Origin of the sequence: Peribacillus simplex, assembly GCF_900156045.1 — a bacterium.
In the GTDB taxonomy this organism is placed as follows: Bacteria; Bacillota; Bacilli; order Bacillales; family DSM-1321; genus Peribacillus; species Peribacillus simplex_D.
Genome location: NZ_FTMX01000003.1, coordinates 81,127 through 106,563 on the forward strand (window position 1 = coordinate 81,127; position 25,437 = coordinate 106,563).

General features: G+C 42.2%; 30 protein-coding genes. 14 read left to right on the forward strand and 16 right to left on the reverse strand.

Going from position 1 to position 25,437, the window contains the following annotated elements:
- Window positions 1-85 precede the first annotated feature (85 nt).
- Window positions 86-1,408, reverse strand: a complete 1,323-nt coding sequence (locus BW986_RS11735; protein WP_076368098.1) for an APC family permease — start codon at window positions 1,406-1,408, stop codon at window positions 86-88.
- A gap of 374 nt (window positions 1,409-1,782) precedes the next feature.
- Complete coding sequence (locus BW986_RS11740) at window positions 1,783-2,610, reverse strand: undecaprenyl-diphosphate phosphatase (protein WP_283916143.1); 828 nt, start codon at window positions 2,608-2,610, stop codon at window positions 1,783-1,785.
- A 153-nt stretch (window positions 2,611-2,763) separates the two neighbouring features.
- On the opposite strand from BW986_RS11740, the gene BW986_RS11745 reads away from it, so the two are divergent.
- Window positions 2,764-3,507, forward strand: a complete 744-nt coding sequence (locus BW986_RS11745) for a glycerophosphodiester phosphodiesterase (RefSeq protein ID WP_179086063.1) — start codon at window positions 2,764-2,766, stop codon at window positions 3,505-3,507.
- Window positions 3,508-3,567: 60 nt separating this feature from the next.
- Here the strand turns inward: BW986_RS11745 and BW986_RS11750 are convergent, their stop codons facing one another.
- Complete coding sequence (locus BW986_RS11750; protein ID WP_076368100.1) at window positions 3,568-3,777, reverse strand: alpha/beta-type small acid-soluble spore protein; 210 nt, start codon at window positions 3,775-3,777, stop codon at window positions 3,568-3,570.
- Window positions 3,778-3,942: 165 nt separating this feature from the next.
- Between BW986_RS11750 and BW986_RS11755 the strand changes: the two genes are divergently transcribed.
- Window positions 3,943-5,226, forward strand: coding sequence for a glycoside hydrolase family 18 protein (locus BW986_RS11755; protein ID WP_076368101.1), 1,284 nt, complete (start codon window positions 3,943-3,945; stop codon window positions 5,224-5,226).
- A 234-nt stretch (window positions 5,227-5,460) separates the two neighbouring features.
- Window positions 5,461-6,453, forward strand: coding sequence for a potassium channel family protein (locus tag BW986_RS11760; protein ID WP_076368102.1), 993 nt, complete (start codon window positions 5,461-5,463; stop codon window positions 6,451-6,453).
- On the opposite strand, the gene BW986_RS11765 is transcribed toward BW986_RS11760, so the two are convergent.
- The 3 genes from BW986_RS11765 to BW986_RS11775 form a co-directional block, all read right to left on the reverse strand.
- Entirely contained in the window at window positions 6,450-6,854 is a 405-nt protein-coding gene (locus BW986_RS11765; RefSeq protein WP_076368103.1) for a YugN-like family protein, read from the reverse strand. The two genes, BW986_RS11760 and BW986_RS11765, sit on opposite strands and share 4 nt — an antisense overlap.
- Before the next feature lie 220 nt (window positions 6,855-7,074).
- Window positions 7,075-8,421, reverse strand: a complete 1,347-nt coding sequence (locus BW986_RS11770; protein ID WP_076368104.1) for a glucose-6-phosphate isomerase — start codon at window positions 8,419-8,421, stop codon at window positions 7,075-7,077.
- Between the two features lie 146 nt (window positions 8,422-8,567).
- Complete coding sequence (locus BW986_RS11775) at window positions 8,568-9,731, reverse strand: iron-containing alcohol dehydrogenase (RefSeq protein WP_076368105.1); 1,164 nt, start codon at window positions 9,729-9,731, stop codon at window positions 8,568-8,570.
- A gap of 202 nt (window positions 9,732-9,933) precedes the next feature.
- Between BW986_RS11775 and BW986_RS11780 the strand changes: the two genes are divergently transcribed.
- The gene (locus BW986_RS11780) at window positions 9,934-10,167 is read left to right on the forward strand and encodes a DUF378 domain-containing protein (protein WP_076368106.1); all 234 of its coding nucleotides are present in this window, start codon (window positions 9,934-9,936) and stop codon (window positions 10,165-10,167) included.
- Between the two features lie 147 nt (window positions 10,168-10,314).
- On the opposite strand, the gene yugI is transcribed toward BW986_RS11780, so the two are convergent.
- Entirely contained in the window at window positions 10,315-10,719 is a 405-nt protein-coding gene (gene yugI, locus BW986_RS11785; RefSeq protein WP_063234086.1) for a S1 domain-containing post-transcriptional regulator GSP13, read from the reverse strand.
- A gap of 346 nt (window positions 10,720-11,065) precedes the next feature.
- On the opposite strand from yugI, the gene BW986_RS11790 reads away from it, so the two are divergent.
- A complete protein-coding gene (locus BW986_RS11790) occupies window positions 11,066-12,409 on the forward strand; it encodes a sodium-dependent transporter (protein ID WP_076368107.1) in 1,344 nt (447 codons plus the stop codon).
- A gap of 140 nt (window positions 12,410-12,549) precedes the next feature.
- Window positions 12,550-12,903 (forward strand): helix-turn-helix domain-containing protein, encoded by a 354-nt coding sequence (locus tag BW986_RS11795; RefSeq protein WP_076368108.1) that lies wholly within the window; start codon window positions 12,550-12,552, stop codon window positions 12,901-12,903.
- A gap of 160 nt (window positions 12,904-13,063) precedes the next feature.
- On the opposite strand, the gene BW986_RS11800 is transcribed toward BW986_RS11795, so the two are convergent.
- The gene (locus BW986_RS11800) at window positions 13,064-14,233 is read right to left on the reverse strand and encodes an aminotransferase (protein ID WP_076368109.1); all 1,170 of its coding nucleotides are present in this window, start codon (window positions 14,231-14,233) and stop codon (window positions 13,064-13,066) included.
- Window positions 14,230-14,730, reverse strand: coding sequence for an Lrp/AsnC family transcriptional regulator (locus BW986_RS11805; RefSeq protein ID WP_076368110.1), 501 nt, complete (start codon window positions 14,728-14,730; stop codon window positions 14,230-14,232). The genes BW986_RS11800 and BW986_RS11805 overlap by 4 nt, the downstream gene beginning before the upstream one ends.
- Before the next feature lie 298 nt (window positions 14,731-15,028).
- Here BW986_RS11805 and BW986_RS11810 point away from each other — a divergent pair, with 298 nt between their 5' ends.
- Window positions 15,029-15,871 carry an alpha/beta fold hydrolase gene (locus BW986_RS11810; RefSeq protein WP_076368111.1) on the forward strand — a complete coding sequence of 281 codons (843 nt, stop codon included), beginning with the start codon at window positions 15,029-15,031 and terminating at the stop codon, window positions 15,869-15,871.
- Between the two features lie 773 nt (window positions 15,872-16,644).
- Here BW986_RS11810 and BW986_RS11820 read toward each other — a convergent pair.
- Complete coding sequence (locus BW986_RS11820) at window positions 16,645-16,905, reverse strand: DUF1871 family protein (RefSeq protein ID WP_076368113.1); 261 nt, start codon at window positions 16,903-16,905, stop codon at window positions 16,645-16,647.
- Window positions 16,906-16,996: 91 nt separating this feature from the next.
- On the opposite strand from BW986_RS11820, the gene BW986_RS11825 reads away from it, so the two are divergent.
- Complete coding sequence (locus tag BW986_RS11825) at window positions 16,997-18,181, forward strand: MalY/PatB family protein (protein WP_311316559.1); 1,185 nt, start codon at window positions 16,997-16,999, stop codon at window positions 18,179-18,181.
- Window positions 18,182-18,221: 40 nt separating this feature from the next.
- On the opposite strand, the gene BW986_RS11830 is transcribed toward BW986_RS11825, so the two are convergent.
- Window positions 18,222-18,977 carry a TraR/DksA C4-type zinc finger protein gene (locus tag BW986_RS11830; RefSeq protein WP_076368115.1) on the reverse strand — a complete coding sequence of 252 codons (756 nt, stop codon included), beginning with the start codon at window positions 18,975-18,977 and terminating at the stop codon, window positions 18,222-18,224.
- A 143-nt stretch (window positions 18,978-19,120) separates the two neighbouring features.
- Here BW986_RS11830 and BW986_RS11835 point away from each other — a divergent pair, with 143 nt between their 5' ends.
- The gene (locus tag BW986_RS11835; RefSeq protein WP_076368116.1) at window positions 19,121-19,978 is read left to right on the forward strand and encodes a manganese catalase family protein; all 858 of its coding nucleotides are present in this window, start codon (window positions 19,121-19,123) and stop codon (window positions 19,976-19,978) included.
- A gap of 37 nt (window positions 19,979-20,015) precedes the next feature.
- Here the strand turns inward: BW986_RS11835 and BW986_RS11840 are convergent, their stop codons facing one another.
- From BW986_RS11840 to BW986_RS11855, 4 genes are all read right to left on the reverse strand, one after another.
- A complete protein-coding gene (locus BW986_RS11840) occupies window positions 20,016-20,630 on the reverse strand; it encodes a PH domain-containing protein (protein ID WP_076368117.1) in 615 nt (204 codons plus the stop codon).
- 40 nt (window positions 20,631-20,670) lie between these two features.
- Window positions 20,671-21,147, reverse strand: a complete 477-nt coding sequence (locus BW986_RS11845; RefSeq protein WP_076368118.1) for a GNAT family N-acetyltransferase — start codon at window positions 21,145-21,147, stop codon at window positions 20,671-20,673.
- A gap of 167 nt (window positions 21,148-21,314) precedes the next feature.
- A complete protein-coding gene (locus BW986_RS11850) occupies window positions 21,315-21,539 on the reverse strand; it encodes a hypothetical protein (RefSeq protein ID WP_076368119.1) in 225 nt (74 codons plus the stop codon).
- Between the two features lie 135 nt (window positions 21,540-21,674).
- Window positions 21,675-22,265, reverse strand: a complete 591-nt coding sequence (locus BW986_RS11855) for a peptidylprolyl isomerase (RefSeq protein ID WP_076368120.1) — start codon at window positions 22,263-22,265, stop codon at window positions 21,675-21,677.
- A 179-nt stretch (window positions 22,266-22,444) separates the two neighbouring features.
- Between BW986_RS11855 and kapB the strand changes: the two genes are divergently transcribed.
- Entirely contained in the window at window positions 22,445-22,831 is a 387-nt protein-coding gene (gene kapB, locus BW986_RS11860) for a kinase-associated lipoprotein KapB (RefSeq protein WP_076368121.1), read from the forward strand.
- 40 nt (window positions 22,832-22,871) lie between these two features.
- Here the strand turns inward: kapB and kapD are convergent, their stop codons facing one another.
- Window positions 22,872-23,495 carry a 3'-5' exonuclease KapD gene (gene kapD / locus BW986_RS11865; protein ID WP_076368122.1) on the reverse strand — a complete coding sequence of 208 codons (624 nt, stop codon included), beginning with the start codon at window positions 23,493-23,495 and terminating at the stop codon, window positions 22,872-22,874.
- Window positions 23,496-23,758: 263 nt separating this feature from the next.
- Between kapD and BW986_RS11870 the strand changes: the two genes are divergently transcribed.
- The 4 genes from BW986_RS11870 to BW986_RS11885 are packed head-to-tail and all read left to right on the forward strand — an operon-like array spanning window position 23,759 to window position 25,150.
- The gene (locus BW986_RS11870; protein ID WP_076368123.1) at window positions 23,759-23,968 is read left to right on the forward strand and encodes a hypothetical protein; all 210 of its coding nucleotides are present in this window, start codon (window positions 23,759-23,761) and stop codon (window positions 23,966-23,968) included.
- Window positions 23,969-23,983: 15 nt separating this feature from the next.
- Window positions 23,984-24,466 (forward strand): biosynthetic peptidoglycan transglycosylase, encoded by a 483-nt coding sequence (locus BW986_RS29285; protein ID WP_081395594.1) that lies wholly within the window; start codon window positions 23,984-23,986, stop codon window positions 24,464-24,466.
- Window positions 24,450-24,749: a hypothetical protein gene (locus BW986_RS11880; RefSeq protein WP_076368125.1), complete on the forward strand. Its 300-nt coding sequence runs from the start codon at window positions 24,450-24,452 to the stop codon at window positions 24,747-24,749. The genes BW986_RS29285 and BW986_RS11880 overlap by 17 nt, the downstream gene beginning before the upstream one ends.
- Window positions 24,750-24,790: 41 nt before the next feature.
- Entirely contained in the window at window positions 24,791-25,150 is a 360-nt protein-coding gene (locus BW986_RS11885) for a penicillin-binding transpeptidase domain-containing protein (protein ID WP_076368126.1), read from the forward strand.
- Window positions 25,151-25,437 lie beyond the last annotated feature (287 nt).

Genomic DNA, 25,437 nt, shown 5'->3' on the forward strand with positions numbered 1-25,437 from the left:
TATTTCGCCACTTTTGTCCATAGGGAAAGTTTTATACCAGAAATCCACAAAAAACCCTTCACTGCATGCAGTGAAGGGTTTTTCATTAATATGAACGTTCATCATCCCGTTCACTTTTTTTAAGGAGCCAGTACACTGGCATACCTATGATGAGGATGATCACCGAGTACAAGGCATTTAAAGGTGTAGCGATTAAGGTGCTTACAACAATGTATATTGCTCCAGCAATCGCCACGATGGGGATGAATGGGTAAAACGGCACTTTATAAGTTTTCGCATCCGGATCTTTTTTGCGTAAGATGAAGACCGCGAAGAATGCTAATCCATAAAAACAGAAGACAGAGAATACAGCCATATTGGTAAGTTTGTCAGGGTCTGTTGCAACCATCATGATAATTGCAATGATCACTTGCAATACCGTAGCATTTATTGGCGTTTTAAACTTAGGCGATATTTTCCCGATTTGTTTATGGCCTGGCATCATTTTATCAGTCGCCATCGCCAAGGTAATGCGCGGAAAGGTCAAAAGCTTTCCGTTCAAGCAACCGAAGATTGAAATCGCTATTCCGATTGATATCAATTTCCCGCCCAATTCACCAAATAGAAGCGTTGCCGCAACATTCGCTGCATTCGTACCATGAGCTATGACTCCCTCCGCCCCCAATACATGAAGCATGGCAAGGTTCACAGCCAAGTAAGCGACCATGACCACGACTAATCCCGTTATGATTGCACGCGGCAATGTTTTCTGCGGGTTTTTCATTTCCCCAGCCATGAAGCCGACATTCATCCAGCCATCATACGCCCAGAGCGTAGCCAAAATCGCACCTGCCATACTGATTTTCATTGAACTTTCACTATCGATATTGAATACAGGCATATCACCTTGTGCGATACCGAACACCGCTATGAAAATGATGGGGATCAGTTTAGCAACGGTCGATAAAGTTTGTATGATACCGCCGTATTTTGTCCCCAGAAGATTCATGCCCGCAATAAATACGATCGTAAAAATCCCTATCGCCAAAGTGTAGCCAGAAGCGATATTAAATATTCCGGCGACTAATAACCCGAAGTATAAACTAAGTGCGCCCATGACTGCAGGTCCATATACTAATGTCTGAACCCAGCCGCATAGGAATCCCCATGCTTTTCCGTACACTTCTTCCATATAAACATATAAGCCTCCCGTTTTAGGGATCCGTGTACTCACTTCCGCAATCGTCAACCCGCTTGCAAGGGTGATCAAGCCGCCTATCAGCCAAGCTAATAAGGCCATGGTTGAATTACCGCTTAACTCAAGCACGTCACCAGGTCTCATGAAAATACCAGAACCGATAACTGTACCAACTACAATTGATGTTCCAACCCAAAAGCCAATCGTTTTCTTCAATTGGTCATTTCTCATGATGTCCTCCCCAGGTGTACACATGTACTTTATTTATACTAAAATTATATCATATAAATTATATGAGAATAGTTTATGCAATCATTTGAATATTACAAAAAATACTAAAACACGTTGGTATCACTACGCTCAGGGAGCTTTTTTACTTTTATATTTTTTTTACTAATTATATTTGAAACCGCACCAAAAACCGAATATTTTTTTATTATCAAAAGAATTATCGACAATTAACTCGATAATCACGAATTAAAAACACCAAAAATAAATTAACATTCGTAATTATTTTTCTAGGATTCCGGCTTTTTTTCAGCCAAAAAAAAAGCCACCCCGAATCAACGGGGTGGCTCCTCTCCTATTTCACGCTTCATTTCGTTTTACCAAATAATGAATAGAAGCACAACCGCCAAGACGATCCGGTAAATGGCAAAAGGAGTCAATTTCACTTTATTGATTAAAATCAAGAAAAAGCGGATACAGAATAACGCAAAGATAAATGCACTGATGAAACCTGCAATAAAGAATGGCAGAACTTCAGGCGTGAAGAATTCCCAGTATTTCACGATTTTCAACAGACTGGCACCAGCCATGATCGGCACTGCCATGATGAACGTGAAATCGGAAGCAGCGCGATAGCTCATTCCTAAAAGAACTCCTCCGGAAATGGTTGAACCTGAACGCGAGAATCCCGGCCACAGTGACAAACATTGAATTAACCCTACACCAAAAGCTTGTTTATAAGTGATTTGGTCAACCGTTTCTGCTGTCAGCTTTGGACGAAATTTATCCGCAGCAATCATCAAAAACGCACCAAGGAACAATCCGACGATAACCGTCTTCATCGTAAATAAATGTTCGTCAATGTAATCTTCGAATAATAGACCTAAAACGCCTGCCGGCAGCAATCCGACAAAGATCTGCAATAGGTTAAGCTTCGGGCCGCTCGCAACGGATGTGCCCTTCAGCTTCCTTAAACCAAGCAAGTCCATGAACCGTCCCCAGAAGAGCACGACAACGGCGAGTATCGAACCAAGCTGGATGACCACCTTAAAAGCATTGGCCACTTCACTCCCGAAAAGCTCAGTTGATTTCAGCCATAGATCATCAACGATGATCATATGCCCAGTAGACGATACAGGAGCAAATTCAGTTAATCCTTCTACAAGACCAAGGATAACCGCAACAAAAATTTCCCACATATTCATTTTATTCACCTCATATTTCGAACACCTATTTATGGAAATACCATATGTATTTTACTCGTTGTTTAAAATATTGTCTATTAAACATTGCTGAAACAATTCAGTGATACATGTATGATAGGGTTCAAGATAAAGTTTAAAGGGGATGTGATGATTTTGCAAAACATACTTATTTTCGCCCATAGGGGATCCAAGGGGACGCATCCTGAAAATACCATGGCCGCATTTCAAAAGGCGGCAGAAATCGGGGCCGACGGGATCGAGTTCGATGTCCATCTCAGTTCTGATGGGGAATTGGTCATCATTCATGACGAAACACTTGATCGAACGACCACCCTTACTGGTTATGTAAAAGAGCATTCGGCACAAAGGCTGAAAACGGCTGATGCCGGGAGCAAGTTTTCCAAGGAATTCCTTGGGGAGCGGATTCCTTTTTTAATCGACGTTTTCGACTGGGCTAAGGGAAATGCTTTATGGATGAATATCGAAATCAAAACGGATAAACTCGCTTACGAAGGAATCGAACAGAAGATCATTGATCTAATTCGTCAATATCAAATGGAAAAGCGGGTGATCCTCTCTTCCTTCAACCATCAATCCATTGAAAAAGTGAAGATGCTTGCCCCAGACCTTGAACGTGCATTACTGTTCGAGGGGGTTCCTGAAAACTACGAAGAGATCTTACGTGATAAAAAAGAAGCGGGTTTTCATCCGGATAAAAACAGCCTGACCCCGGAAGTTAATGAAAAAGCGAAAAAACTTGGATATAAAATCCGGCCTTGGGTCGCCAATGATGAAGCCGACATCGTCAAGCTGGCAGAGTTGGGAGTCGACGTCATCATGACCGATTTCCCTGAAAAGGCAATCAAGATTTTAAAGGCATGGCAGTCACATGCCTGAACAATGCGAAAGAGAAGGAGCGATGCTCCTTCTCTTTCAAATCCATATTTATTCAATTAATTAACGAGAAAAGTTTGAACCGCCTAATTGTTGTTCAGCCATTTGAACCAAACGTTTTGTGATTTCCCCACCAACAGATCCGTTAGCGCGAGAAGTAGTGTCAGCACCTAGGTTTACACCAAATTCACTAGCGATTTCATTCTTCATTTGTTGTAGGGCTTGCTCTGCACCAGCTACTACTAGTTGATTGCTGTTATTGTTGTTTGCCATGTGTTTTCACCTCCTACTAATATTAATTAGCATTTTAAGCTTAAATTATTATTGCCAATTTATTGAATTTTTTTGTTTGCGATCCTCTTAATCCTAAGCTCTTTATCATGAATTTCTTTTTATGCTCATAAACTGTTAGGAAACTTTCAGTAGGAGGGAAAAGAATTGCAAATACATGTGGTTAGGCCAGGCCAGACGTTATATGGCATCGCCCAGACATACAGCGTAACCGTTGACAGGCTCGTCGAATCAAATAAGATCCCTAACCCAAATAATCTTGTTTCGGGGCAGGCCCTTGTCATTCCAATCGTCGGCAGTTATTATTTCGTTCAACCGGGTGATAGTTTATATTCGATATCTCAAAGAGTTGATGTCCCTGTTCAAGAATTGGCAAGAATAAATGGCATTTCCGAAAATCAAATCCTATCCGTTGGATACCGGCTCTATATTCCGGCACGAAAGAAAAGGACCGCCGAATTCAACGGTTATGTCGAGCCGCGGGGTACATCGGTTGCACCGGCCCTTGAAACGGCCGCCAGGGAAGCTGGGCCCTATTTAACCTATTTAGCCCCTTTCAGCTTCCAGGCGCTTCGTGACGGCTCTTTAAAAGAGCCTTTGCTCAATGATTTCCCTGCCATCGCCAGAGAAAATAAAAATGTCCTGATGATGGTCATCACGAATCAGGAAAATGACCAATTCAGCGATGAGCTTGGGCGAATCATTTTAACGAATACTTCCGTTCAAAATAAGTTCCTGAACAATATCGTTACAACGGCAAAGAAATATGGATTCCGGGATATTCACTTTGACTTTGAGTTTTTAAGGCCGGCCGATAAAGAAGCGTATAATCAATTTCTCCGAAAAGCCAAGGAACGATTCAAGAAAGAAGGATGGTTCATTTCCACGGCACTTGCCCCTAAAACAAGTGCAGAGCAAAAAGGCCGTTGGTATGAGGCACATGACTATAAAGCACATGGTGAAATCGTCGACTTCGTTATCATCATGACTTATGAATGGGGATATAGCGGAGGACCGGCAATGGCTGTGTCACCTATCGGACCTGTTCGGGAAGTTCTCGAATATGCCGTCACCGATATTCCCTCCAACAAGATCCTGATGGGGCAGAATCTATATGGCTATGATTGGACTCTGCCTTTTGTACAGGGATCCACTGCCAGGGCCGTGAGTCCGCAGCAGGCTATCCAGATTGCGGCGGCCAATAATGTGGCCATCGAGTATGATGAAACTGCCCAGGCCCCGCACTTCAACTATACTGTAGAGGATAGGCAGCATGAAGTGTGGTTTGAAGATGCCAGATCCATTCAGGCAAAATTCGATTTAATCAAAGAACTGAATCTAAGGGGAATGAGTTATTGGAAGCTCGGCTTAGCCTTCCCTCAAAACTGGCTGCTCATCAGCGATAACTTTAACGTACGGAGAAGGGTCTAAAAAAAGATGAAGGAATACCTAAAGGCAAACGGGCATATAATCAATCATCGAGCATGAAGTCCAGTTCAGGATACGTGACTCAACCATAAAAGCCTTCCGACATCATCCGGAAGGCTTTTATCATTTACCCGAAACTTTCCAATATTCATCATTCAAAGTTTGTCTGGCCGCACCCTTATGAGCCAAGCCTTTTTTGACCATACTAAAAGGAACAGCTTAAGGGATGTGAAAAACATGATTCGAATCGGTCCATACACCAGCATCGTTCCCAGATTTCCGCGTTTCATCAGATTGCTTTCCACCATCGCATTATTTTTACTTTCATTCGGGGTCTTGATACACTTTGTGGAGCCGGAGAGATTCCCTACGTTACTTGATGGCATCTGGTGGGCAATCGTGACTATGTCAACGGTGGGTTACGGAGATTTCACTCCCGTGACAAGTCTTGGAAAAGTCATTGGAATTGTCCTCATTTTGTCGGGCGCCGGCCTGATTACCTCTTATTTTGCGTACATTGCAAAGATTTCCATTTCCAATGAACAGCAATTTCTATCAGGAAAGAAAGTATTCGTCGGCGGCGGTCATATCATCATTGTGGGCTGGAATGGCCGTTCCCAGAGAATCATCGAAAACATTCATGATCGTAAACATCATCAACCCATTGTCCTTATAGATGATACGCTGCAAAAGCACCCGCTTCCAAGAACGAATATCCACTTTATCCAAGGAAAGGCTACATTGGATTCCGTTTTGCAGAAGGCAAATGTAAAACAAGCCATACGCGTCCTGATCACGGCTGACCTTAAGCAAGACGAGCTGCAAACGGATATGTTCTCGATATTAACATTACTGGCAGTCAAAGGGCTGAATCCTCATGTATATTGTCTTGTGGAAATATTAACGCAGGAACAAAAGGAAAATGCTTTACGGGCAGGGGCGGACGGTATCGTGGAAACGAATAAATTTGCGAGTGAATATATGCAGGATTGCTTATCGAAGGGGATCCTTGCGGAAGCCGAAGAGCAAAATGAACGGGATGGATTGAACATCAAGCAGCTGCCCATCCAGGATGACTGGGTTGAATTGACGTTTAAACAGTTGAAAGTTAAGCTATTCGATCAAGACATTTTATTGGTCGGCATCATTTCAGGAGGCAAGAAATTAATCAAGCCCCCTGGAAATGTAATCATACATCGTGATGACACCTTGCTAATCATTGAAGATTAATGTAATAAAAGCTTTTCCAAATCACGGACAAGCGCTTTTCCTAATGAGATATAGTTTTCTGGAAATTCGGCATCCGGATCTTCAGGCTCGGCAAACTGATTGAAGGAAGCGGAGAGGTTTCCGATATTTCCTTCATCATCCATCCCGTCCTCATACTTATGAGATAACAAAAACGGTTGTAATAGTTCGACCATTACCCCATCCTTATCGAGTGAACCATCAACAGCCTTGAAAGGGACTCGCAAGAATTGGTAGCCATCACTGTCATCAATCTTATAATCAAAAGACCCGTGGTCATAATCCCATCCCCCGCCTATCACATATCCTTCCGGTTTTAACTTCGTCTCCAGATCGAACAAACCGAACGTTTTCCCTTCCAACTGAGAAGAAATTTTAATCATTGTATAAAACCTCTTTCGCTAATTTTCTATTAGCTTAACCAAAGTGCCTTAAAAAAAACCCGGAATGCCTCTATTGTTCTCTCGATTGGCGTAAGGCCGGCTTCCAAGCCATGCTTTTGTGAAGTTTCCCTCTCTTCGTCGCTTCCTTGATGGCACTGCCTTAGCTTTCAACAAAAAAAGGCATCAAGCAGGATGTTATTCCGGCTTGATGCCTTTTTTATTATAAGCGCTGTTCGAGCTCCGCTTTTTTCTTTTCATAACCCGGCTTTCCTAAAAGGGCAAACATGTTCACCTTATAGGCTTCCACTCCAGGCTGATCAAATGGATTTACACCCAGTAAGTATCCGCTCATTGCACAAGCTTTCTCGAAGAAATATACAAGGTAGCCAAAAGTATAAGCATCGAGCTGGGGAACCGTTACGATCAGGTTGGGAACGCCACCGTCCGTATGGGCTAACAGCGTACCCTCAAATGCTTTATCATTCACGAATTGCACCGTTTTGCCTGATAGGTAATTCAGGCCATCCAAGTCATTGGCCGCTTCTTCAATCAAGATTTCATGACGGGCCTTTTCCACTTTGATGACTGTTTCAAAAAGATCACGCCGTCCTTCCTGAACATACTGCCCCAATGAATGAAGGTCAGTCGAGAAGTTAGCCGATGAAGGGAATATCCCTTTTTGATCCTTTCCTTCACTTTCCCCAAATAATTGTTTCCACCACTCAGAGAAATATTGAAGTCCAGGCTCATAGTTTATCAGCATTTCAATCGTTTTCCCTTTATTGTATAGGATATTCCGAACCGCAGCATATTGGTATGCCTGATTCTCGCCTAACTCGGAAGAACTGAAGTCCACCCTGGCGCGCTCGGCTCCCTCCATGATTTGATCGATATCCGCCCCGCTGACCGCAATCGGAAGCAGCCCTACAGCCGTTAAGACCGAGTAACGTCCGCCAACATCATCAGGAATGACGAAAGTTTGGAAGCCTTCCTCAGTCGCTACCGTTTTTAATGCACCCTTCTCTTTATCAGTGGTGGCATAAATGCGGCCCTTAGCTTCTTCAACGCCGTATTTTTGTTCCAACAGCTTCCGGAAAATCCTGAAAGCCAGTGCAGGCTCCGTGGTCGTACCGGATTTAGAGATGACATTAATCGAGAAATCCCTATTTTCCAATAGGTCCATCAAGTCCTGCATATATGTAGAGCTTATATTATTACCCACAAATAAAATTTGCGGTGCATTTCTTTTATCCGAAGGTAAAATGTTATAAAAACTATGTTGAAGCATCTCAACTGCTGCCCGCGCTCCCAGATATGATCCACCGATTCCGATAACCAGCAGCACTTCTGAATCTTCTTTTATTTTGGCGGCCGCTTTTTTGATTCTTGAGAACTCTTCTTTATCATAATTGGCGGGTAAATCAAGCCAGCCAAGATATTCATTGCCTGCCCCTGTCTGCTCATGCAGAGAATGGTGTGCCACTTTTACAGCATCCTGTAAATAGGTAATTTCATGCTCCCCGAAAAACGGCAGGGCTTTTGAATAATCAAAACGAATATGGGCCATTCAAATTCCTCCTTGAATTCTTAGTTTCCCTTTCACTTTATCTGATGTAATTCTCATAATCAAGAAATCGATCAAGTAAATAATGAATTATGCATATAAAGTAATCTCCCACCTGACAAGGCGGGAGAAAGGATCATATCACTTGTTTATAATGATGCCCGTAAAATGGCAAGGACATCTTCACGGTTCAGGACTTTGAATCTTCCAAATTCCCCTCTGCTCATCGCTTTATCAGCCATGACTTCCAATTGTGAGTCATCGATGCCATAATCCGAAAGATTGGTCGGCGCCCCTAAGCTGCTCCAAAATGACCTAAGTCTTTCAATGCCTTCAAGGGCCGCTTCCTCATCTGTCTTACCTTCAGGATCTACATGGAATACACGGACTGCCACTTGTTTAAAGCGTGCGACATTTTCATGCAGCACATGCTTCATCCAATTTGGGAATAAGATGGCCAATCCTCCTGCATGCGGGATGTCATAAACAGCTGAAACGGCATGTTCAATGTTATGCGTTGCCCAATCACCGCTGTAACCGACCCCAAGCGACCCATTCAAGGCCAGGTTTCCGGCATACAGGATAGTAGCCCGGTGCTCATAATTCCCCAGGTCTTCCAATAGTTTAGGTGCCGTTTCAATCACCGTCGATAACAGCGATTCACAAAAACGGTCCTGAAGCGGCGCATGCGTTTCCGGATGGAAATAAGTTTCGAACACATGTGACATCATATCGACCATTCCGTATACCGTTTGGTCTTTTGGTACTGAAAAAGTATTTTCAGGATCCAAAATGGAGAATTGCGGAAATACCAATGGACTTCCCCATCCATATTTCTCTTTCGTTTCCCAGTTTGTTATGACAGATCCGGAATTCGCCTCAGAGCCGGTTGCAGCTAAAGTCAGCACCGTTCCGAATGGAAGCGCCTCTTCGACTGGTGCCTTCTTAATGACAAGATCCCATGGATCCCCCTCATATTTAGCACCCGCAACGATGGCCTTTGTAGCGTCGATGACGCTTCCTCCCCCAACAGCAAGGACAAAGTCGATACCGTGTTCTTTACAAAGATCAACACCTTTTCGGACTGTCGAGATGCGTGGATTCGGTTCAACTCCGGAAAGTTCGTGCACTTCTGCATCGATCACCTTCAAGGTATTGACCACTTTTTCATATAAGCCATTTTTCTTTATGCTTCCTCCACCATATACAAGTAAAACTTTATCACCATACGCAGGAATTTCAGTTTTTAGGCTTTCAAGCTGACCTTTCCCGAAAATGACTTTAGTAGGATTTTTATATGTGAAATTCTCCAATGGTATCTCTCCTTTAATGCCACATTGACTCCGTTTTTGAATTATCGACAGAGCCAAGTGCTAGTTTTTCTTTTATTCATTATGACCAATGTTCCATTTAAATACAAAATATCCGCCCGGAACTTTTGAGTGGATGTATATTAACGTGATGAAAAAGCATGATAAGTAAAGAACTGATTTTTTCAAAAAAGGAGGCTGTACAATGAGTGGAATACAAAGAACTGCACTTGTTCTTACAATAATTGGGGCAATCAACTGGGGATTAATAGGTTTTTTCCAATTTGACTTGGTCGCTTCGATTTTCGGAGGGCAAGATGCTGGAATGGCCCGTATCGTTTATGGATTGGTTGGAATTGCCGGTCTCATTAATCTTGGTCTTCTCTTTAAACCAAGCCCTGAAATTTCCAGAGAGCCTGAAACTAAACCGACTCGTTGATGTCATCGACATTGTTTATGTTTTATATAATAAAGCCGGACCATGGATAAACACATGACCCGGCTTTATTTCATTCATATGCCCAACTGCCGTCCATGAAATGGACAAAAAAAACCGGCTGATCGAAGGATCTGCCGGTTCCCAAAATTATTTTTTGATTAAGTCTTCGCGTTGAGATTGTTCGATCCACTCTTGAAGTTTGTCTTTCAATGTGTTGAAACCTTCAGTAGATTCGATGTGAGATGTCGCTTTAACAGAAGCTTGGCGTTTTTTCGGAGCTTTTTTCGGAGCTTCAGTACGCTCAGGAGCTTCTTCTGTAGCGCGGATCGATAAGCCGATTTTTCCAGCAGCTGAATCGATGGAAAGCACTTTAACTTTCACTTCATCGCCCACTTTTAAATGTTCGTTGATATCTTTAACGAATCCGTGAGTAATTTCAGAAATATGAACTAAACCTTGAGTTGAATCATCTAGAGCAACAAATGCACCGTATGGTTGAATACCAGTTACTTTACCAGCAACTACCGCACCAATTTCGAATTTTTCAGACATGGTAACACTCCTATTTTATATATATTTTTTCGTCTTTTCACGCAATAAAAAATTATATCACATAGTTGGAAAATAATCAAAGTTAAGTATACCATACTTTTTGGGATTTTACTCATTAAAAATGTTTGTTTTTTGGAAATAATAAATATTATAAGTTCTTTATTTATAACTTATCCTAAAAATTTGCAAATAACCTCTATTCCCCTTAAAATATTCACTCATTTTTCTAAAGAGTGCAATAGTGTAAAACTATCCAATTCCCCATAATCATAGTAAGATGAGAAAATGTTTTACAAAAAGTAATATACAGCTAGATATTCTTTACATCTAAAGGAGTTTTTCCATCATGTCAAAACAAGATCAATGGACTTCAAAACTTGGGTTCATCCTGGCAGCCGCGGGATCCGCTATTGGATTGGGCGCCATCTGGAAGCTCCCATATATGACTGGGGCAAATGGCGGAGGGGTATTCTTCCTTCTCTTCGTTTTATTTACAGTACTTATCGGTGCGCCTATATTAATAGCGGAATTCACGATTGGCCGCAATGCCCAGAAAGATGCCATTAGCGCATATAAACATATCGCCCCTGGAAAGCCTTGGGCGTTGATTGGATATGGCGGTGTCGTCGCTTCAATCATTCTTCTTTCCTTCTTCAGTGTTGTTGGAGGCTGGATCATCTCCTATTTAGCAAGAAGCTTTACAGGTTCTCTCTCAAACTTGACGCAAGAAGAATATGGTAACTTCTTCAATACGATAATCAGTAATCAATATGAAACGGTTATCGCTCAGTTATTATTCATGGTCTTTACCATTTGGGTCGTGCAAGGCGGCGTTTCCAAGGGAATTGAAAAGGCTAATAAATATATGATGCCTTCCTTGTTCATACTTTTCATCATTCTTCTTATCCGTTCCTTGACTCTGGATGGAGCGATGGAAGGTGTTAAATTCTTCTTGAAGCCGGACTTTTCCGCATTAACAGGGGAAACGATCCTATTGGCACTTGGCCAATCCTTCTTTGCACTAAGTGTCGGTGTTTCCGTGATGGTAACCTACGCATCCTATTTAAGTAAAAAAGAAGATATTACAAAATCGGCCTTTTCGGTAGTTGGACTGAATATCTTCATTTCCTTGCTGGCAGGTTTGGTCATCTTCCCGGCTGTTTTCGCACTGGGTTTCAGCCCTTCAAGCGGGCCTGGACTGGTTTTTGTCGTGTTGCCTGCCGTATTCAATGAAATGGCGCTTGGCGGGATCTTCATGTTCATTTTCTTCATATTATTATTATTTGCCACCCTTACGACGGCATTCTCCATTCTCGAAATCACCGTTGCAGCCATGATCAAGGGTGATGCTGCAAAGCGGAAGAAGGCTTCTTGGATAGCTGGTATCACCGTTTTCCTGATTGGGATTCCTAGCGCATTATCATTTGGAGTGCTTTCGGATGTGAAGATTTTCAATTTATCCATATTCGATTTCGCCGATTATCTGACAAGCAATATCGCGCTGCCAGTCGGTGCCTTGTTCATATCCCTTTTCATCGGTTATCAAATGAAAAGGATCGAGGTACAAAAGGAGTTCGAATCTGGCGCAGATTCCGGCCGATCACTTTTTAAACTTTGGTATTTCCTGATTCGCTACATCGTGCCGATCATGATCATACTCGTATTCCTTAAGTCCACTAATCTCATTTAACATCTTACGTGCCGTTTCGATATTTCTCGATACGGCATTTTTTTCACAAAACCTACATATTCCGTGACTTACCTTAAGTAATAATATGGTAAAATAATGACATAAAGAAAATATATTTCCTGAAAAAGGAGTGTCTGACTATGTCAAATATCGCGAAGAATATCCGGCAATACCGAGAGAATCATAACCTCACTCAACAGGAACTGGCTTTGAAATTACGAATCGGTACGAAGAAGCTAGAAAAGTATGAATCGGGTGTATCAGTTCCTGATACTCAAACCATCCTACGGCTTTCCACCGTTCTTGACATTCCCGCTTCAGAATTCCTGAAGGATGCCCAAGCTGGGAACGCTGCCGGTATCGACGAGGACATAAAAAAACTGATTGAAGAAATCGGAACAAAAAAAGCGGAGCTCATTCTAAGAACAGCCAAGGACTTTAGCGAAGACCAAATTCTGAATGTTATGCATACTTTATATAATACACAAGCTTAATTCAAAAAAAGGTCGTAGTATGTGTATTTTTTTTCAGGGTACTGGATATACTATGATTAACACTTTCTATGTTAATCCATTAGATTAACTCTTTTTTCTAATTCCCCCTATGGAAAGGGATCCGGCTGCTTGGAACGGCCGGATCCCTATTTTTTTGCTTTTATTTGCAATGGTTCTTCATGAAACGTTCCATCCTTCTAAGCGCTTCTTGAAGCTGTTCCATGGAGGATGCATAGGAACAGCGGATATGACCTTCACCGCTTTCCCCGAACACATCACCCGGCACAACGGCTACAAGTTCTTCCGTCAGAAGTTTTTCAGCAAATTCCATTGAAGTCATCCCCGTTTTCTCGATTGAAGGGAATGCATAAAAAGCCCCGCCAGGATTATGGCAATCCAGTCCAATCTCGTTAAATGATTTCACGATATAATTTCGCCTTCTCCGATAACTGCGACGCATTTCCTCCACATCCTGCATTCCGTGCTTTAAAGCTTCCAATGCAGCATGCTGCGCAACGGTCGGCGCACACATCATCGCATATTGATGAAGCTTAAGCATCGCCTCGGAAATTTCCTTAGGTGCACAAACGAACCCAAGACGCCATCCAGTCATCGCAAACCCTTTCGAAAACCCATTGATGACGATTGTCCGCTCAAGCATGCCGTCAATGGCAGCAAAAGAAGTGAATGTCTCATCATAAGCAAGTTCTGCATATATTTCATCGGAAATCACCAGTAAGTCATGCTTTTTAACGATGTCAGCAAGCATCACTAATTCTTCCTGCCCAAGCTGGGTTCCCGTCGGGTTATTCGGTGAACAGATTAAAACGGCCTTCGTTTTAGGCGTGATCGCCGCCTCGAGTTGTTGGGGAGTCAACTTAAAGTCATCTTCCTTGGATGTTTGGACCGTGACCGGTATTCCCCCTGCCATGGTCACAAGCGGTGCATAGGCGACGAAACAAGGTTCGACGACAATGACTTCTTCACCCGGATTCAAGATGGTCCTCAGGGCAATATCGAGGGCTTGGCTCGCTCCGACCGTGACAATGATTTGATCCTCCGGTCTATACGAAACATGGAACTGCTTCTCCATATACCCGCTGATTTCCGACCTTAATTCATATAATCCGGCATTGGCGGTATAAGAGGTATACCCTTCCTCCAAGGAGTTGATCGCCGCTTCCCTTACTGCCCAAGATGTAACGAAATCCGGTTCACCCACACCAAGGGAGACGACCCCTTCCAAATTGGCTGCCAAGTCGAAAAAGCGGCGGATGCCTGATGGCTTAAGCTCTGCAATCGTTTTTGAAACATAACTCGTTTTAATCATGGTGACACCACTATCCTTTTATCTTCTTCAGTTTGTTCGAAAATTGTGCCATCATGCTTGTATTTTTTCATAATGAAGTGAGTCGTCGTAGAAATGACGGAATCCAGTGTAGAAAGTTTCTCCGAAACAAAGCTTGCCACTTCGTTCATCGAACGTCCTTCGACAATGACCGAAAGATCATAAGCCCCAGACATTAAATAAACGGACTGGACTTCTTTGAATTTGTAAATCCTTTTTGCGACCTCATCGAAACCGACGCCGCGTTTTGGAGTGACTTTTACATCGATCATCGCTGTGACACCGTGGTATTCATCCACTTTAGCCCAGTTAATGACTGTTAAATAACGGACTATGACCCGCATATCTTCTAATTTCTTCAAAGTAATTTCAATGTCCGATTCTGATTGATCGGTCATTTTAGCCAAATCCTTCATATCAATCCGGCTGTTATTTTCAATGATTCTCAAGACTTCCAATTCCTCTTCATTCAAGTGCATTGGAAAACCCCCCTTTTGGAATTCACTAATTTAGATGTGATGGTTTGGCTGGCAGATAGTCTCACGAATTACCTTATTAGACTTTATTTAAAAACCTATATGACAATATAATTTAATAAGTCCTATTCTGTCAGGATAAACTTACACTATTATATCAAAATTGGTTGGTGACCTGTTATAGTAATTGTCTTTTTTCATCGTTATTATTACAATTACTGTTATGCAACAGTATTAAAGGACCTTTTTTGGGATTTTAAGGGAAGCACGGTTATTGACCAATAACGGAGGAGGAGCTTATATGGAAAGTCATACAATCAAAGGTGTCGAACGGGTGGGTAATATGGATATCTATTTCGAATATGACCGAATCGATAATTCCCTCCCCACCCTTGTCCTGCTTCATGGATTTTTGTCGTCGAGCTTCAGTTTCCGTAAATTAGTGCCCTATTTAATCAAGGAATATAATGTGATTTCCATAGACCTCCCGCCATTCGGGCAAAGCGGAAAAGATTATCGATATACATATTCATTCCGGAACATCGCTAAGTCAGTCGTTATGTTCTTAGAGGGAAAAGACATCAGGAAATTCAGCATCATCGGCCATTCCATGGGCGGGCAGATTTCCCTTCAGCTCATCAAATCATATCCTGACCTTGTCGAACATGCCATTCTTCTTGCCGGTTCAGGCTATCAGCCTGGCTATTCGGAGAAAATGAAGATGGTCAGTTACCTGCCTTTCTTTTCTTTCGGTATAAAACGGTATCTACAAAAATCAGGTATCGAAAAGAATTTGAAAAATGTCGTCCATGACCCGGCCATGATCGACGATGAAATGCGGCAGGGATATCTAGGGCCATTCATAAAGAAGCATGATATTTTCCGGGCATTAGGTAGGATGCTTCGAGATAAGGAAGTCGATTTGTTGAAGGAGGACCTTAGTGATATTCATACACCATGCCTGCTTATTTGGGGAAGGCATGATCGAGTGGTGCCATTGAATATTGGCCAAAGGCTCCATGAAGACCTGCCTAATTCCAAGCTTGTTGTACTTGAGGATACCGGGCACCTTCTTCCAGAGGAGAAGCCGGAAGAAGTGTATCAATTAATTAAAGGGTTTATTGGAGTGGTCGCCCCAACGTAATTCACGAGTAAATGGATGGAACTCACGAGTAAATCGCGCAAACTCACGAGTAAACGGCATAAACTCACGAGTAAATTGCGCAAACTTACGAGTAAACGGCATAAACTCACGAGTAAATTGCGCAAACTTACGAGTAAACCGCGCAAACTCACGAGTAAACCGCACAAACTCACGAGTAAACCGCACAAACTCACGAGTAACGGCATAAACTCACGAGTAAACCGCACAAATTCACGAGTAAACCGCACAAACTCACGAGTAAACCGCGCAAACTCACGAGTAAACCGCACAAACTCACGAATAAACCGCGCAAACTCACGAGTAAATCGCGCAAACTCACGAGTAAACCGCATAAACTCACGAGTAAATTGCGCAAACTTACGAGTAAAAGCCATTTCACGAGTAAACCGCGCAAACTCACGAGTAAACCGCACAAACTCACGAGTAAATCGCGCAAACTCACGAGTAAACCGCACAAATTCACGAGTAAACCGCACAAACTCACGAGTAAATTGCGCAAACTTACGAGTAAAATCCATTTCACGAGTAAATCGCGCAAATTCACGAGTAAACCGCACAAACTCACGAGTAAACGGCATAAACTCACGAGTAAATCGCGCAAACTCACGAGTAAATCGCGCAAACTCACGAGTAAACCGCCAAACTTACGAGTAAACCGCACAAACTACAAGTCAACGGCACAAACTATGAGTATGGAGCAAAAAACAACGTAAAAAAGGTGCCCCTGATTTCTGGGTACACCCTTTTTCACCTTAGATCGAACAGCTGGCATCATTTTTTATGATGAGCAGCTTTTTTGCAACTTCCAGGCACTTTTCCATCTGAACGGATTCATCGAACGAGAACTCGTAAATGGATTTTATTTTTTCCGCCAGTACCTTTGGTTCATCTATATCTCGGATCGCTACGACCGTATCTGCAATTTCGGGCTCATAAAAATCCCATCCTATTTTGAATGGGTCCCATTCTTGTAAAACGGCAACCAACGCTAAATTCATTTGCTGTGTATCCATTTAATCATCACCTGCTCAATATTTTCAAAGAACATGATTTCATAGTATCATAACAACAGGCTTTTCGCGAAATGACAAATTTTATTCGGTGGTGGATATTTTGAACAAGTCAATATTCGAAGAACAAATAAACAGGGAAAATTCAGGGTCTGCAAAATGGGATAAAAACTCGCTCACATCATTGTACGGGCGCGAAGATGTTCTCCCGATGTGGGTTGCCGATATGGACTTCCCATCTCCTGAGGGCATTCAAAAGGCATTGATGGAACGTTTGAACCATCCAATTTTCGGCTATACGGTCCCTTCTGAAACGGTTTTTACCGAAATTCAAAGTTGGCTTAAAGACCGGCACTCCTGGCAAATCGATAAAGAGTGGATCTCATTTAGCTCTGGCGTCGTTTCTGCAATCGGTACAACGATCCAAGCATTCACGAACCCAGGCGATAAAATATTGTTACAATCTCCAGTCTATACCCCATTTTTTGATATGATCAAAAATAATGACCGGGTAGTGGTCAATAGTCCCCTTATCATGAAAGAGGACCGCTTCGAGATTGATTTCACTGATTTTGAGGACAAGCTGAAAGGCGGAGTGAAGCTATTCCTTTTTTGCAGTCCGCATAACCCTGGCGGACGCGTTTGGGCAAAGGACGAACTGTTACGAATCGGGGAGTTATGTGAAAAATATAATGTAGTCATCGTCAGTGATGAGATACACGCCGACTTATTCCATAAATCATCAAGGCATTATCCGATCGGCTCACTTTCAAAAAATTTAGCGGACATAACCGTTACATTGATGGCACCAAGCAAAACATTCAATATTGCCGGCCTTCAGGCTTCATTCCTGATCGCCAGTAATGAAAAATTGCAGAAGCAACTGCAAAAGGCGCAAACGAAACTGGCCTTCCATGGTCTTAACATCTTTGCCTTAACAGCAATGGAAGCCGCGTATCGAGAGGGCCTGGAATGGCTTGAAGACATGATTGGCTACATTGAGGAAAATATAAAAGTGGCAGAGGAATTCATTGCTGCTGAAATTCCTTCACTGCATGTCATGCATCCGGAAGCCTCTTACCTTTTATGGATTGACTGCCGTGACCTTGGATTGACCGACAAGGAAATTAAGGATCGACTGATCCATCAAGGGAAGCTCGCATTGGAGCCTGGTTCTAAATACGGACCTGGCGGAGAAGGTTTCGTCCGAATGAACCTCGGTTGTTCACGCAGCGTCCTGATGGATGGGCTAAACCGTTTGAAATTGGCGTTTTCATAAATAAAAGAAGAACCAGGCCTAGAATCCTGGTTCTTCTTTTTCAATCTTTTTCTTCATCGACATAAGGATCATGCTCATATCGAGGCAAATCCCCAAACGAGGTTTGAATATTTTCTTCAAAAAGTTCTTCCTTCAATTCTTGATATTGGGAGTTCGGATAAACCGTTATCTCTTTACCGTATATATCGACACCCACGAAATTTTCATAATCTTCGACATATCCGATATTTTCTTCGGACTCGACATACATATCTTCGTAATCGTTTGGCGGATTTACAAAATCGGATGGCGATTCAGATGTTCCATAACTGGCAACATCCTGCCAAGAATCCTCCGCATCGTATGCAACCGATTCGTGACGGTCATCATAATCGAACTTTCCAAATGGAGGTCCCAGGACCTCCTCTTCCACCGGCCGATTGTCCGAAGTTTCCTGTGATGGGGTGTGCTCGACACAATAAGTCGTGGTAGGAATGGCTTTCAAACGTTCAAGAGGTATTTCCTTTGAACAAACCTCACACTTTCCATACTCACCTGCCTCGATGGCGGAAAGCGCTCGTTCAATATCCCTTATTTCATCGCGATCATGCTCGGAAAGGGCCAAATCCTTTTCCCGTTCATATAACTCGGTTCCTTCATCTCCGGGATGATTATCGTAACTCGATAACTCACCTGTCGAATCCTCCAAACTTCTTCTTAAATCGTAGTTGCCTGAATCATTTAATCGCTCTTCCAACTCTTGCTTCGATTGCTGCAATTGCTGTTGAAATTCTTTAAGCTGCTGATTGGATAGCATGTGCAACATCCTTTCAAAATCGTTCTTCCCTCTAGTATTTCTCTCATCCCGCCATTCCATAAAGGTACTTTTTACCTTAGGGATAATTTATTTCAGATAACAGAAGCTAACTTAGAAATATTAACTCCAAGGAGGGCATCCAATTGTATTTCTATAAAGAAGACTTAATCAATATGATTGTTCCCGATAAGCCTGATCCGAATGCAGCAAAAGTACTTCAGGAAACGCTTGGAGGACAATTTGGTGAAATGCGGACGATGATGCAGTATTCTTTCCAAAGCGCAAACTTCCGCGGCAAGGCTAAACCATATCGTGATTTACTCCGTGGAGTTTTCTTGGAGGAACTTAGCCACATTGAACTTGTCCAATCAACCATCAACCAGCTTCTGAATGGTGCTGGCGGGAATATGCCTGGGGATTCCGCTAGCGATGGCGCCCCATTGGACGAAGTCATCAACGGCGGCGCAAACCCCCATCACTTCATCATTGGTGCGAAAGCATCCCTTCCCGTCGATGCTGGCGGAAATCCATGGAATGGATCATGGGTTTATGATCACGGAAACCTTGTGGCTAACCTTTTGAACAATGTCATGCTTGAATCCACGGGGGTCCTGCAAAAGTCCAGGATATATGAAATGAGTTCCAATAAATCGATGCGCGAAACACTGGCATTTTTAATGGTTCGCGACAATGCCCACCAAAATGCATTTGCCAAGGCATTAGAAACTCTTGGGGTTGACTGGGGGAAAGTCTTCCCTGTACCTAATTATGATTTGAACAAATATCCTGAATGCCGCAAATATGTGGATTTAGGCTACCATAATGCCCAATTCAACTTCCGGTTGGACCAAACTCAAATCGGCGAGATTTTCAAAGGGGAGACACCGAGCCGAAATGGCGGAAACCTTGCTGTTACCGATCCGCCAAAAGGATTCCCTGTCCCTGAAATGCCGGATATGCCAAATGAACATAGCCCTGGCTTGAGTGATTTGAACAATTAAAAAAGAAGGCGGACACATTCCGTGTCCGCCTCCTTTTTTAATTATTGATATATTTCTCAAAAACATAGCCAAAATCTTTAACATGGTACTTTTTCCGGCTATCCATCAACCATTCGAAAGCTGCGGAATTAATTTCCTTGAAACTTGCAGCCATTTGGCTTCCATCAGTGCGAACCTGGTTCAAAGTGGAAGAAGCAAGGTTTACGCTTTGCTGAGCATATTGAAGGGCATACTCATTCTCATGGCAAATTTCCGATATTTTCACGAGTGATTTGAATAAGTCTTTTAATTCTTCAATGAATTTCTTATGGACATCAATCGAGAAAGTCTTCGCCCCGATCGAAAATTTAATTTCCGCATCCAAATCCACGGTCCCTGCGGTTTCAAGCGTAGCGTTGGAAATATTATGCTGGCTGTAGCTATATCTTGTAAGTGTACGCTTTTTGCTTATGGCACTTGTGCCGTCCAAATGTATGAACGCTTGATTCGTAAAACAATACTCATCGGTTTTAGATTTGATCAGGAAATAAATTTTTTCCCCATCTTCATGCATGATATAATCATCTGCATCCACCTTGTCATAATCGGTAGGATTAATCACACTTCCAATATCACTAAGACCAAGGGCATCCGCCGCCATTTTCTTGAACATCCCTATTCCCCCTATCAAAATCCAGGTGAATTACACCCTATTATAAGTATTTCTCCAATATTATCTCGTCTCTGATCGGAATTCCATCAAAACTGTAAAATGGTATTTCGGGCTTGATTTTCCGTGATTCTTCAACGGCATTTTTAACGATTTCCGAAATGACATAACCACGCTTTTGAAAAAACTTCAATGCCTGTAAATTATCGTTCGTTGTAATCGCTTTAATAGTATGGCAATTTTTTTCCTTAGCGATATTTTCCATCACATAAAGCAACGATGAGCCCACACCCTGATTCTCATGCTCACTATTCAAAGAGATGATCTGACAAACATGGTCGGATAATTTGTATGTTCCCAACCCCGCGATTTTTTCATTCTCGTCCATCACCCCAACACCCTCAAGTTCCGCATAATGAAACAAGCCTCGTGAAAAAACCACTTGAGTCGTCTCCCAGTGCTGAATGAAAAAATCCTTAACCGTATCTGCCGCAATCATTCTTTTCGCTATGATTTGCATAACCAATTACGCCCCCAAAATTTCTATCTCTATGTTTATAGTATAAAATGCTTATGCTGATAAGGGAACATTTAATTCTTCACGACCTTCTAACAAAACATAATACCATTCATATTCAGATAATCAATATTAAAAAACGGGGCTCGCGATGCACGGCACTTCCGGGATCAAGAAATGGTATCATCCTTAATTCGCTGGTTCCTTCTGGTGACCTCATCTTCGAATTGCTTGGTTTTCATTTCTTCCTTCTTTGAATATCTTATAATTGCCCTCATCGTCAAAACGGCCGCCACTAAAAAAATGAAGCAAGTTATACCAGCCGAGATATATTCAGTCTTGTCTTCTGGAAAGTAAAGAAACAAACCCAGTAACGCATGATTGAGAAAGTCCATCCGATACATCCTTCCTGATAGGGAATTAAACTGCATTATCCCATTATATCAATTACCAGAACAATCCACTAGTGGGCCTAATCCACTAAAACCTAAAAAAACGAGAGGCAATAAGCCCCCCGCTTCTCTTTTATATTATAGAATGGTGATCCCTTTAATGACTACGTCCACTGCTGGCTTGTCTCCCGCAACTGTCTCCACGTTAGCAATCGTATCAACAACGTCCATGCCTTCGACCACTTGTCCAAAAACAGAGTGTTTATGATCCAGCCATGGTGTGCCTCCTTGTTCCATATAAGCACTGATGATTTCCTCCGGATAACCTGCTTGCTTCATTTGCTCACCCATCCTGCTGTCCACATGCGGTGCTTGTACGACGAAGAATTGGCTGCCGTTTGTTCCCGGGCCTGCATTAGCCATGGAAAGAGCTCCGCGCAAATTGAATAATTGCATGGAGAACTCGTCTTCAAATGTAGTGCCCCAGATACTTTCTCCACCCATTCCAGTCCCTGTCGGATCTCCTCCTTGAAGCATGAAATCCTTGATGACACGGTGGAAGATGATTCCTTCGTAATAACCGTTTTCAGCATGTGTCAAGAAATTCTCCACTGTCTTTGGAGCCAGTTCAGGGAATAGTTTAATTTTAATATCGCCCATCGTCGTTTGCATGATGACCGCTTTTTCATTTTCCAAAACTTCACTTGTTAATTGTGGAAAGTTTGTCATGGTACATAACCTCTTTCTTTTTAAAAATAAAATGGCATGAAACACCATTTTTCATCTTCATTTGTACACTTTACACGATTTTCATAAAAAAAGCATCTTTACGAAATTGAACAAATTCGCTGTGAAAAATCGTTGTTCTTATGTATCATGAAGGAAGTTAAAAGAAAGGTGGTAGGGAAATGTCAGAACAGGATTTTAAAATCGGCGATAGGGTCACCGCCATATATAAAACTGGAAAATACATCGGGGAAGTCACCGATATCAGACCTGCTGCATATCTTGTTAAAGTGTTGGCTGTATTGAAGCATCCCATGCAGGGAGATCTTCATAACCCTAAGCAAACGGAAGTGTCCATGTTCCATCAGCGGCGTGCTCTTGCATTCCGGGAGCAAACCAATGTACCAAAGAACATGGTAAGGAACTTTGATGAGGAGATTCCTGATTATAAGGAATCCTTAAGAGAAGCTGTTGAGAAAATGAAAAGCACTTTAAGCGAAGCCCATACAGAGTGGAATGATAAAAGCTTACAGTTGCTTGAAGATCTAGCGGCAGACTATTTCAAATAAAGCATGATAAAAGCCAAATCAGTAGTATATGATTTGGCTTTTATAACGCTAAATGATTCAATACCTTTGATAAATCAATGCGATCGCCAATTGTCGTCGGTTCATGATTTTTCATATAACTTTTATCTTTCTCTACTAACTTAAAGATATTATATGTCGTAATGGCATCATCCAGCGCCCTGTGATGCTTGCCTGTCCCTTCTTTGCCATAGGCCTGTACAGCTTTCCAAAGTCCGGTTTGGTTTTGATCCCCGAAAAAGCGTTTATACTCCAGGCAAAGATCAATTTGTTTCCCTGAAAAAGGGAAATCCAACCCTGCTTTCTGACAGTTCTGGCGAAGCACCTTCATGTCCATATTTCCCCATGTAACAATCGTCGTCGGGTGCTGCTCATCTATTTTCTTCAATAAAGTGACCAGCTCTTCAAATGAAATCCCCCGGTCCACCTGATCCTGTGCAATGTTCAAGAACTTCTTGCATCTTCCCGTCAAAACTGGAAATTTCATTGGGTTAACAAAAGATGAGAATTGTTCCTGAATGGTCTCATTAATGACGGTGACTAAACCAACCTCAATGATTTCCGGATAAAACCCTACTGGATTGGCTTTTCCTTCCGGCATCGTAAATTCAAAATCAATGAATACAAATTGCTGTTGTTCCTCCATTTTTATGACCCCCTTCATATTCTTGACATCAACATATAAACAAAAAATGGTTTTTTCTCATTATAACAGAAGATTTAGAAAGTTATTTTCTTGGAATCGTAATACACCATCCGGATACCGATCCTGACATATACCTAATTTACCCAAAAATATTTATCGTCTACATTATTTGGATTATTATGGATGAATGAACCAAAAGTACCATTTTTTCATCCCTTCAATCCAAGGACATACTAAAAATATATTTGTTAGGAAGTTGAACTATGCGCACGTATCTTGGTTATATCACGATTTTCCCCTTAGTTCCCATATCGATCCTTTTCATTTTCCTTTCTTATCAGGAGTGGTCCTTAGCGCAATCTCCCTATCATGTACTCGACGAGCGAATTCCCATTGAATCGATAAAACTGGCTCAGAATAGTTACATGAAGGCCGCAAATGGAAAGGTCATCAGTGAAATTTTCCACTGGTGAGAAAAACTTGAAGACATCCCCCTTTTCCTGGAAAACCTGTTCATCGTTACAGAGGCTCAGAAATTTTATGATCATGCAGGCGTTGACATATCCGGCATAAGCAGGGCGCTTCTTATCAATTCACAAAATAAAACAATCGAACAAGGCGGCAGTACCATTACCCAGCAACTCGCCAGGAATGTTTATCTCTCACATGATAGGACGTATGACCGACAACTCAGTCATCTCATTTACGCCTATCAGATAGAGAGGAAAAAATCAAAACCGGAAATCATGGAGCTGTATTTGAATGCCATATATTTCAGTAATGGAGCTTATGGAATCGAAGCGGCTTCCCAGTATTATTTCAGTAAACCGACTGGAGAGTTATCCAAGGCGGAACTTGCCTTCCTGGCCGCAATCCCTAATAATCCGGAAAACTATAATCCTCTTAAACATTTCGATGCTATGAAAAATCGTCAGGAGAGATTACTGAAACAAAATGGTGGCCGAAGGTGATTTAAAACAGGACGAGTACGAAAAGCTTATCAAAAGTACGATTAAATTAGACTTGTCCACCCCCGTCGACTTATATCACGATTACGTGACGTATGTTCATCAGGAATTGAAAAACCTGGTTGCATCCCACCAGGGTCTCGACAAATCTCCTCAAAGTCCCGATGTCGCTATACGTAAGCAGGCGGAAGCCGTGCTGGATGAAAAGGTAAAAAAGCTTTTGAATTCCGGTGTAACCATCCATACCGCCCTCGATACTAACTGCAAACACAGTCAACGACTGTAGTTCAATCAAAAATTAGTGTCAATGATATCAAGGGAGCTTTAGTGGTTATACAGCATCATACGCACGAGCTTGTCTCTTTGATTGGGGGAAAGGATTATAAAAAAAATTCTTTCAATCGGGCATACCAAAGCTATAGGCATCCAGGCTCAGCCATTAAGCCACTTCTCGATTATGCTACCTATTTAGAAGAAACGAATGCTGACATCAATCAGCTCGTTAGCGGAGCAAGCTATTGCAGCAATAGCTATTGCCCAAAGAACTATAGCGGCGACAGCTACGGAATGGTCACACTAAGAAATGCATTCGCTCAATCCTATAACACACCCGCCATAAGGCTTTTTGAAAAGACGGGGGTGGAAACGAGTTTCAAGTACCTGGATGCTTTCGACTTTAAAAGGTAAGCAAAAAAGACCACCATACAAGTTCGTCCATAGGCGGATTCGAATATGGCATGAGTCCCCTTGAACTGACGAATGCCTATACTTCCTTCAATGATGGAAACTATCAGCCAGCGCGTGCCATTACTAAAGTCACCGAAAAAAATTTTTTAATAAATTTTTCAGGTCGGTTTCCCCTCCTTTTCTACCTATATATAAAACTTCATTCAAGTTGGCCTTCACCGTTTTCAAAGCCATGCAAACCCACATAAATTGCGTTATACTTTTAAGCGAGGCAAGCATTCGATAAA

Bases quoted from the DNA above. Each gene is read 5' to 3' on its own strand.
- BW986_RS11735 (WP_076368098.1), bottom strand. From the start codon at position 1,408: ATGAGAAATGACCAATTGAAGAAAACGATTGGCTTTTGGGTTGGAACA.
- BW986_RS11740 (WP_283916143.1), bottom strand. From the start codon at position 2,610: ATGAATATGTGGGAAATTTTTGTTGCGGTTATCCTTGGTCTTGTAGAA.
- BW986_RS11750 (WP_076368100.1), bottom strand. From the start codon at position 3,777: ATGGCAAACAACAATAACAGCAATCAACTAGTAGTAGCTGGTGCAGAG.
- BW986_RS11760 (WP_076368102.1), top strand. From the start codon at position 5,461: ATGATTCGAATCGGTCCATACACCAGCATCGTTCCCAGATTTCCGCGT.
- BW986_RS11765 (WP_076368103.1), bottom strand. From the start codon at position 6,854: ATGATTAAAATTTCTTCTCAGTTGGAAGGGAAAACGTTCGGTTTGTTC.
- BW986_RS11770 (WP_076368104.1), bottom strand. From the start codon at position 8,421: ATGGCCCATATTCGTTTTGATTATTCAAAAGCCCTGCCGTTTTTCGGG.
- BW986_RS11780 (WP_076368106.1), top strand. From the start codon at position 9,934: ATGAGTGGAATACAAAGAACTGCACTTGTTCTTACAATAATTGGGGCA.
- yugI (WP_063234086.1), bottom strand. From the start codon at position 10,719: ATGTCTGAAAAATTCGAAATTGGTGCGGTAGTTGCTGGTAAAGTAACT.
- BW986_RS11790 (WP_076368107.1), top strand. From the start codon at position 11,066: ATGTCAAAACAAGATCAATGGACTTCAAAACTTGGGTTCATCCTGGCA.
- BW986_RS11795 (WP_076368108.1), top strand. From the start codon at position 12,550: ATGTCAAATATCGCGAAGAATATCCGGCAATACCGAGAGAATCATAAC.
- BW986_RS11800 (WP_076368109.1), bottom strand. From the start codon at position 14,233: ATGATTAAAACGAGTTATGTTTCAAAAACGATTGCAGAGCTTAAGCCA.
- BW986_RS11805 (WP_076368110.1), bottom strand. From the start codon at position 14,730: ATGCACTTGAATGAAGAGGAATTGGAAGTCTTGAGAATCATTGAAAAT.
- BW986_RS11810 (WP_076368111.1), top strand. From the start codon at position 15,029: ATGGAAAGTCATACAATCAAAGGTGTCGAACGGGTGGGTAATATGGAT.
- BW986_RS11820 (WP_076368113.1), bottom strand. From the start codon at position 16,905: ATGGATACACAGCAAATGAATTTAGCGTTGGTTGCCGTTTTACAAGAA.
- BW986_RS11830 (WP_076368115.1), bottom strand. From the start codon at position 18,977: ATGCTATCCAATCAGCAGCTTAAAGAATTTCAACAGCAATTGCAGCAA.
- BW986_RS11840 (WP_076368117.1), bottom strand. From the start codon at position 20,630: ATGTTCAAGAAAATGGCGGCGGATGCCCTTGGTCTTAGTGATATTGGA.
- BW986_RS11845 (WP_076368118.1), bottom strand. From the start codon at position 21,147: ATGCAAATCATAGCGAAAAGAATGATTGCGGCAGATACGGTTAAGGAT.
- BW986_RS11850 (WP_076368119.1), bottom strand. From the start codon at position 21,539: ATGGACTTTCTCAATCATGCGTTACTGGGTTTGTTTCTTTACTTTCCA.
- BW986_RS11855 (WP_076368120.1), bottom strand. From the start codon at position 22,265: ATGACAAACTTTCCACAATTAACAAGTGAAGTTTTGGAAAATGAAAAA.
- kapB (WP_076368121.1), top strand. From the start codon at position 22,445: ATGTCAGAACAGGATTTTAAAATCGGCGATAGGGTCACCGCCATATAT.
- kapD (WP_076368122.1), bottom strand. From the start codon at position 23,495: ATGGAGGAACAACAGCAATTTGTATTCATTGATTTTGAATTTACGATG.
- BW986_RS11870 (WP_076368123.1), top strand. From the start codon at position 23,759: ATGCGCACGTATCTTGGTTATATCACGATTTTCCCCTTAGTTCCCATA.
- BW986_RS11880 (WP_076368125.1), top strand. From the start codon at position 24,450: ATGGTGGCCGAAGGTGATTTAAAACAGGACGAGTACGAAAAGCTTATC.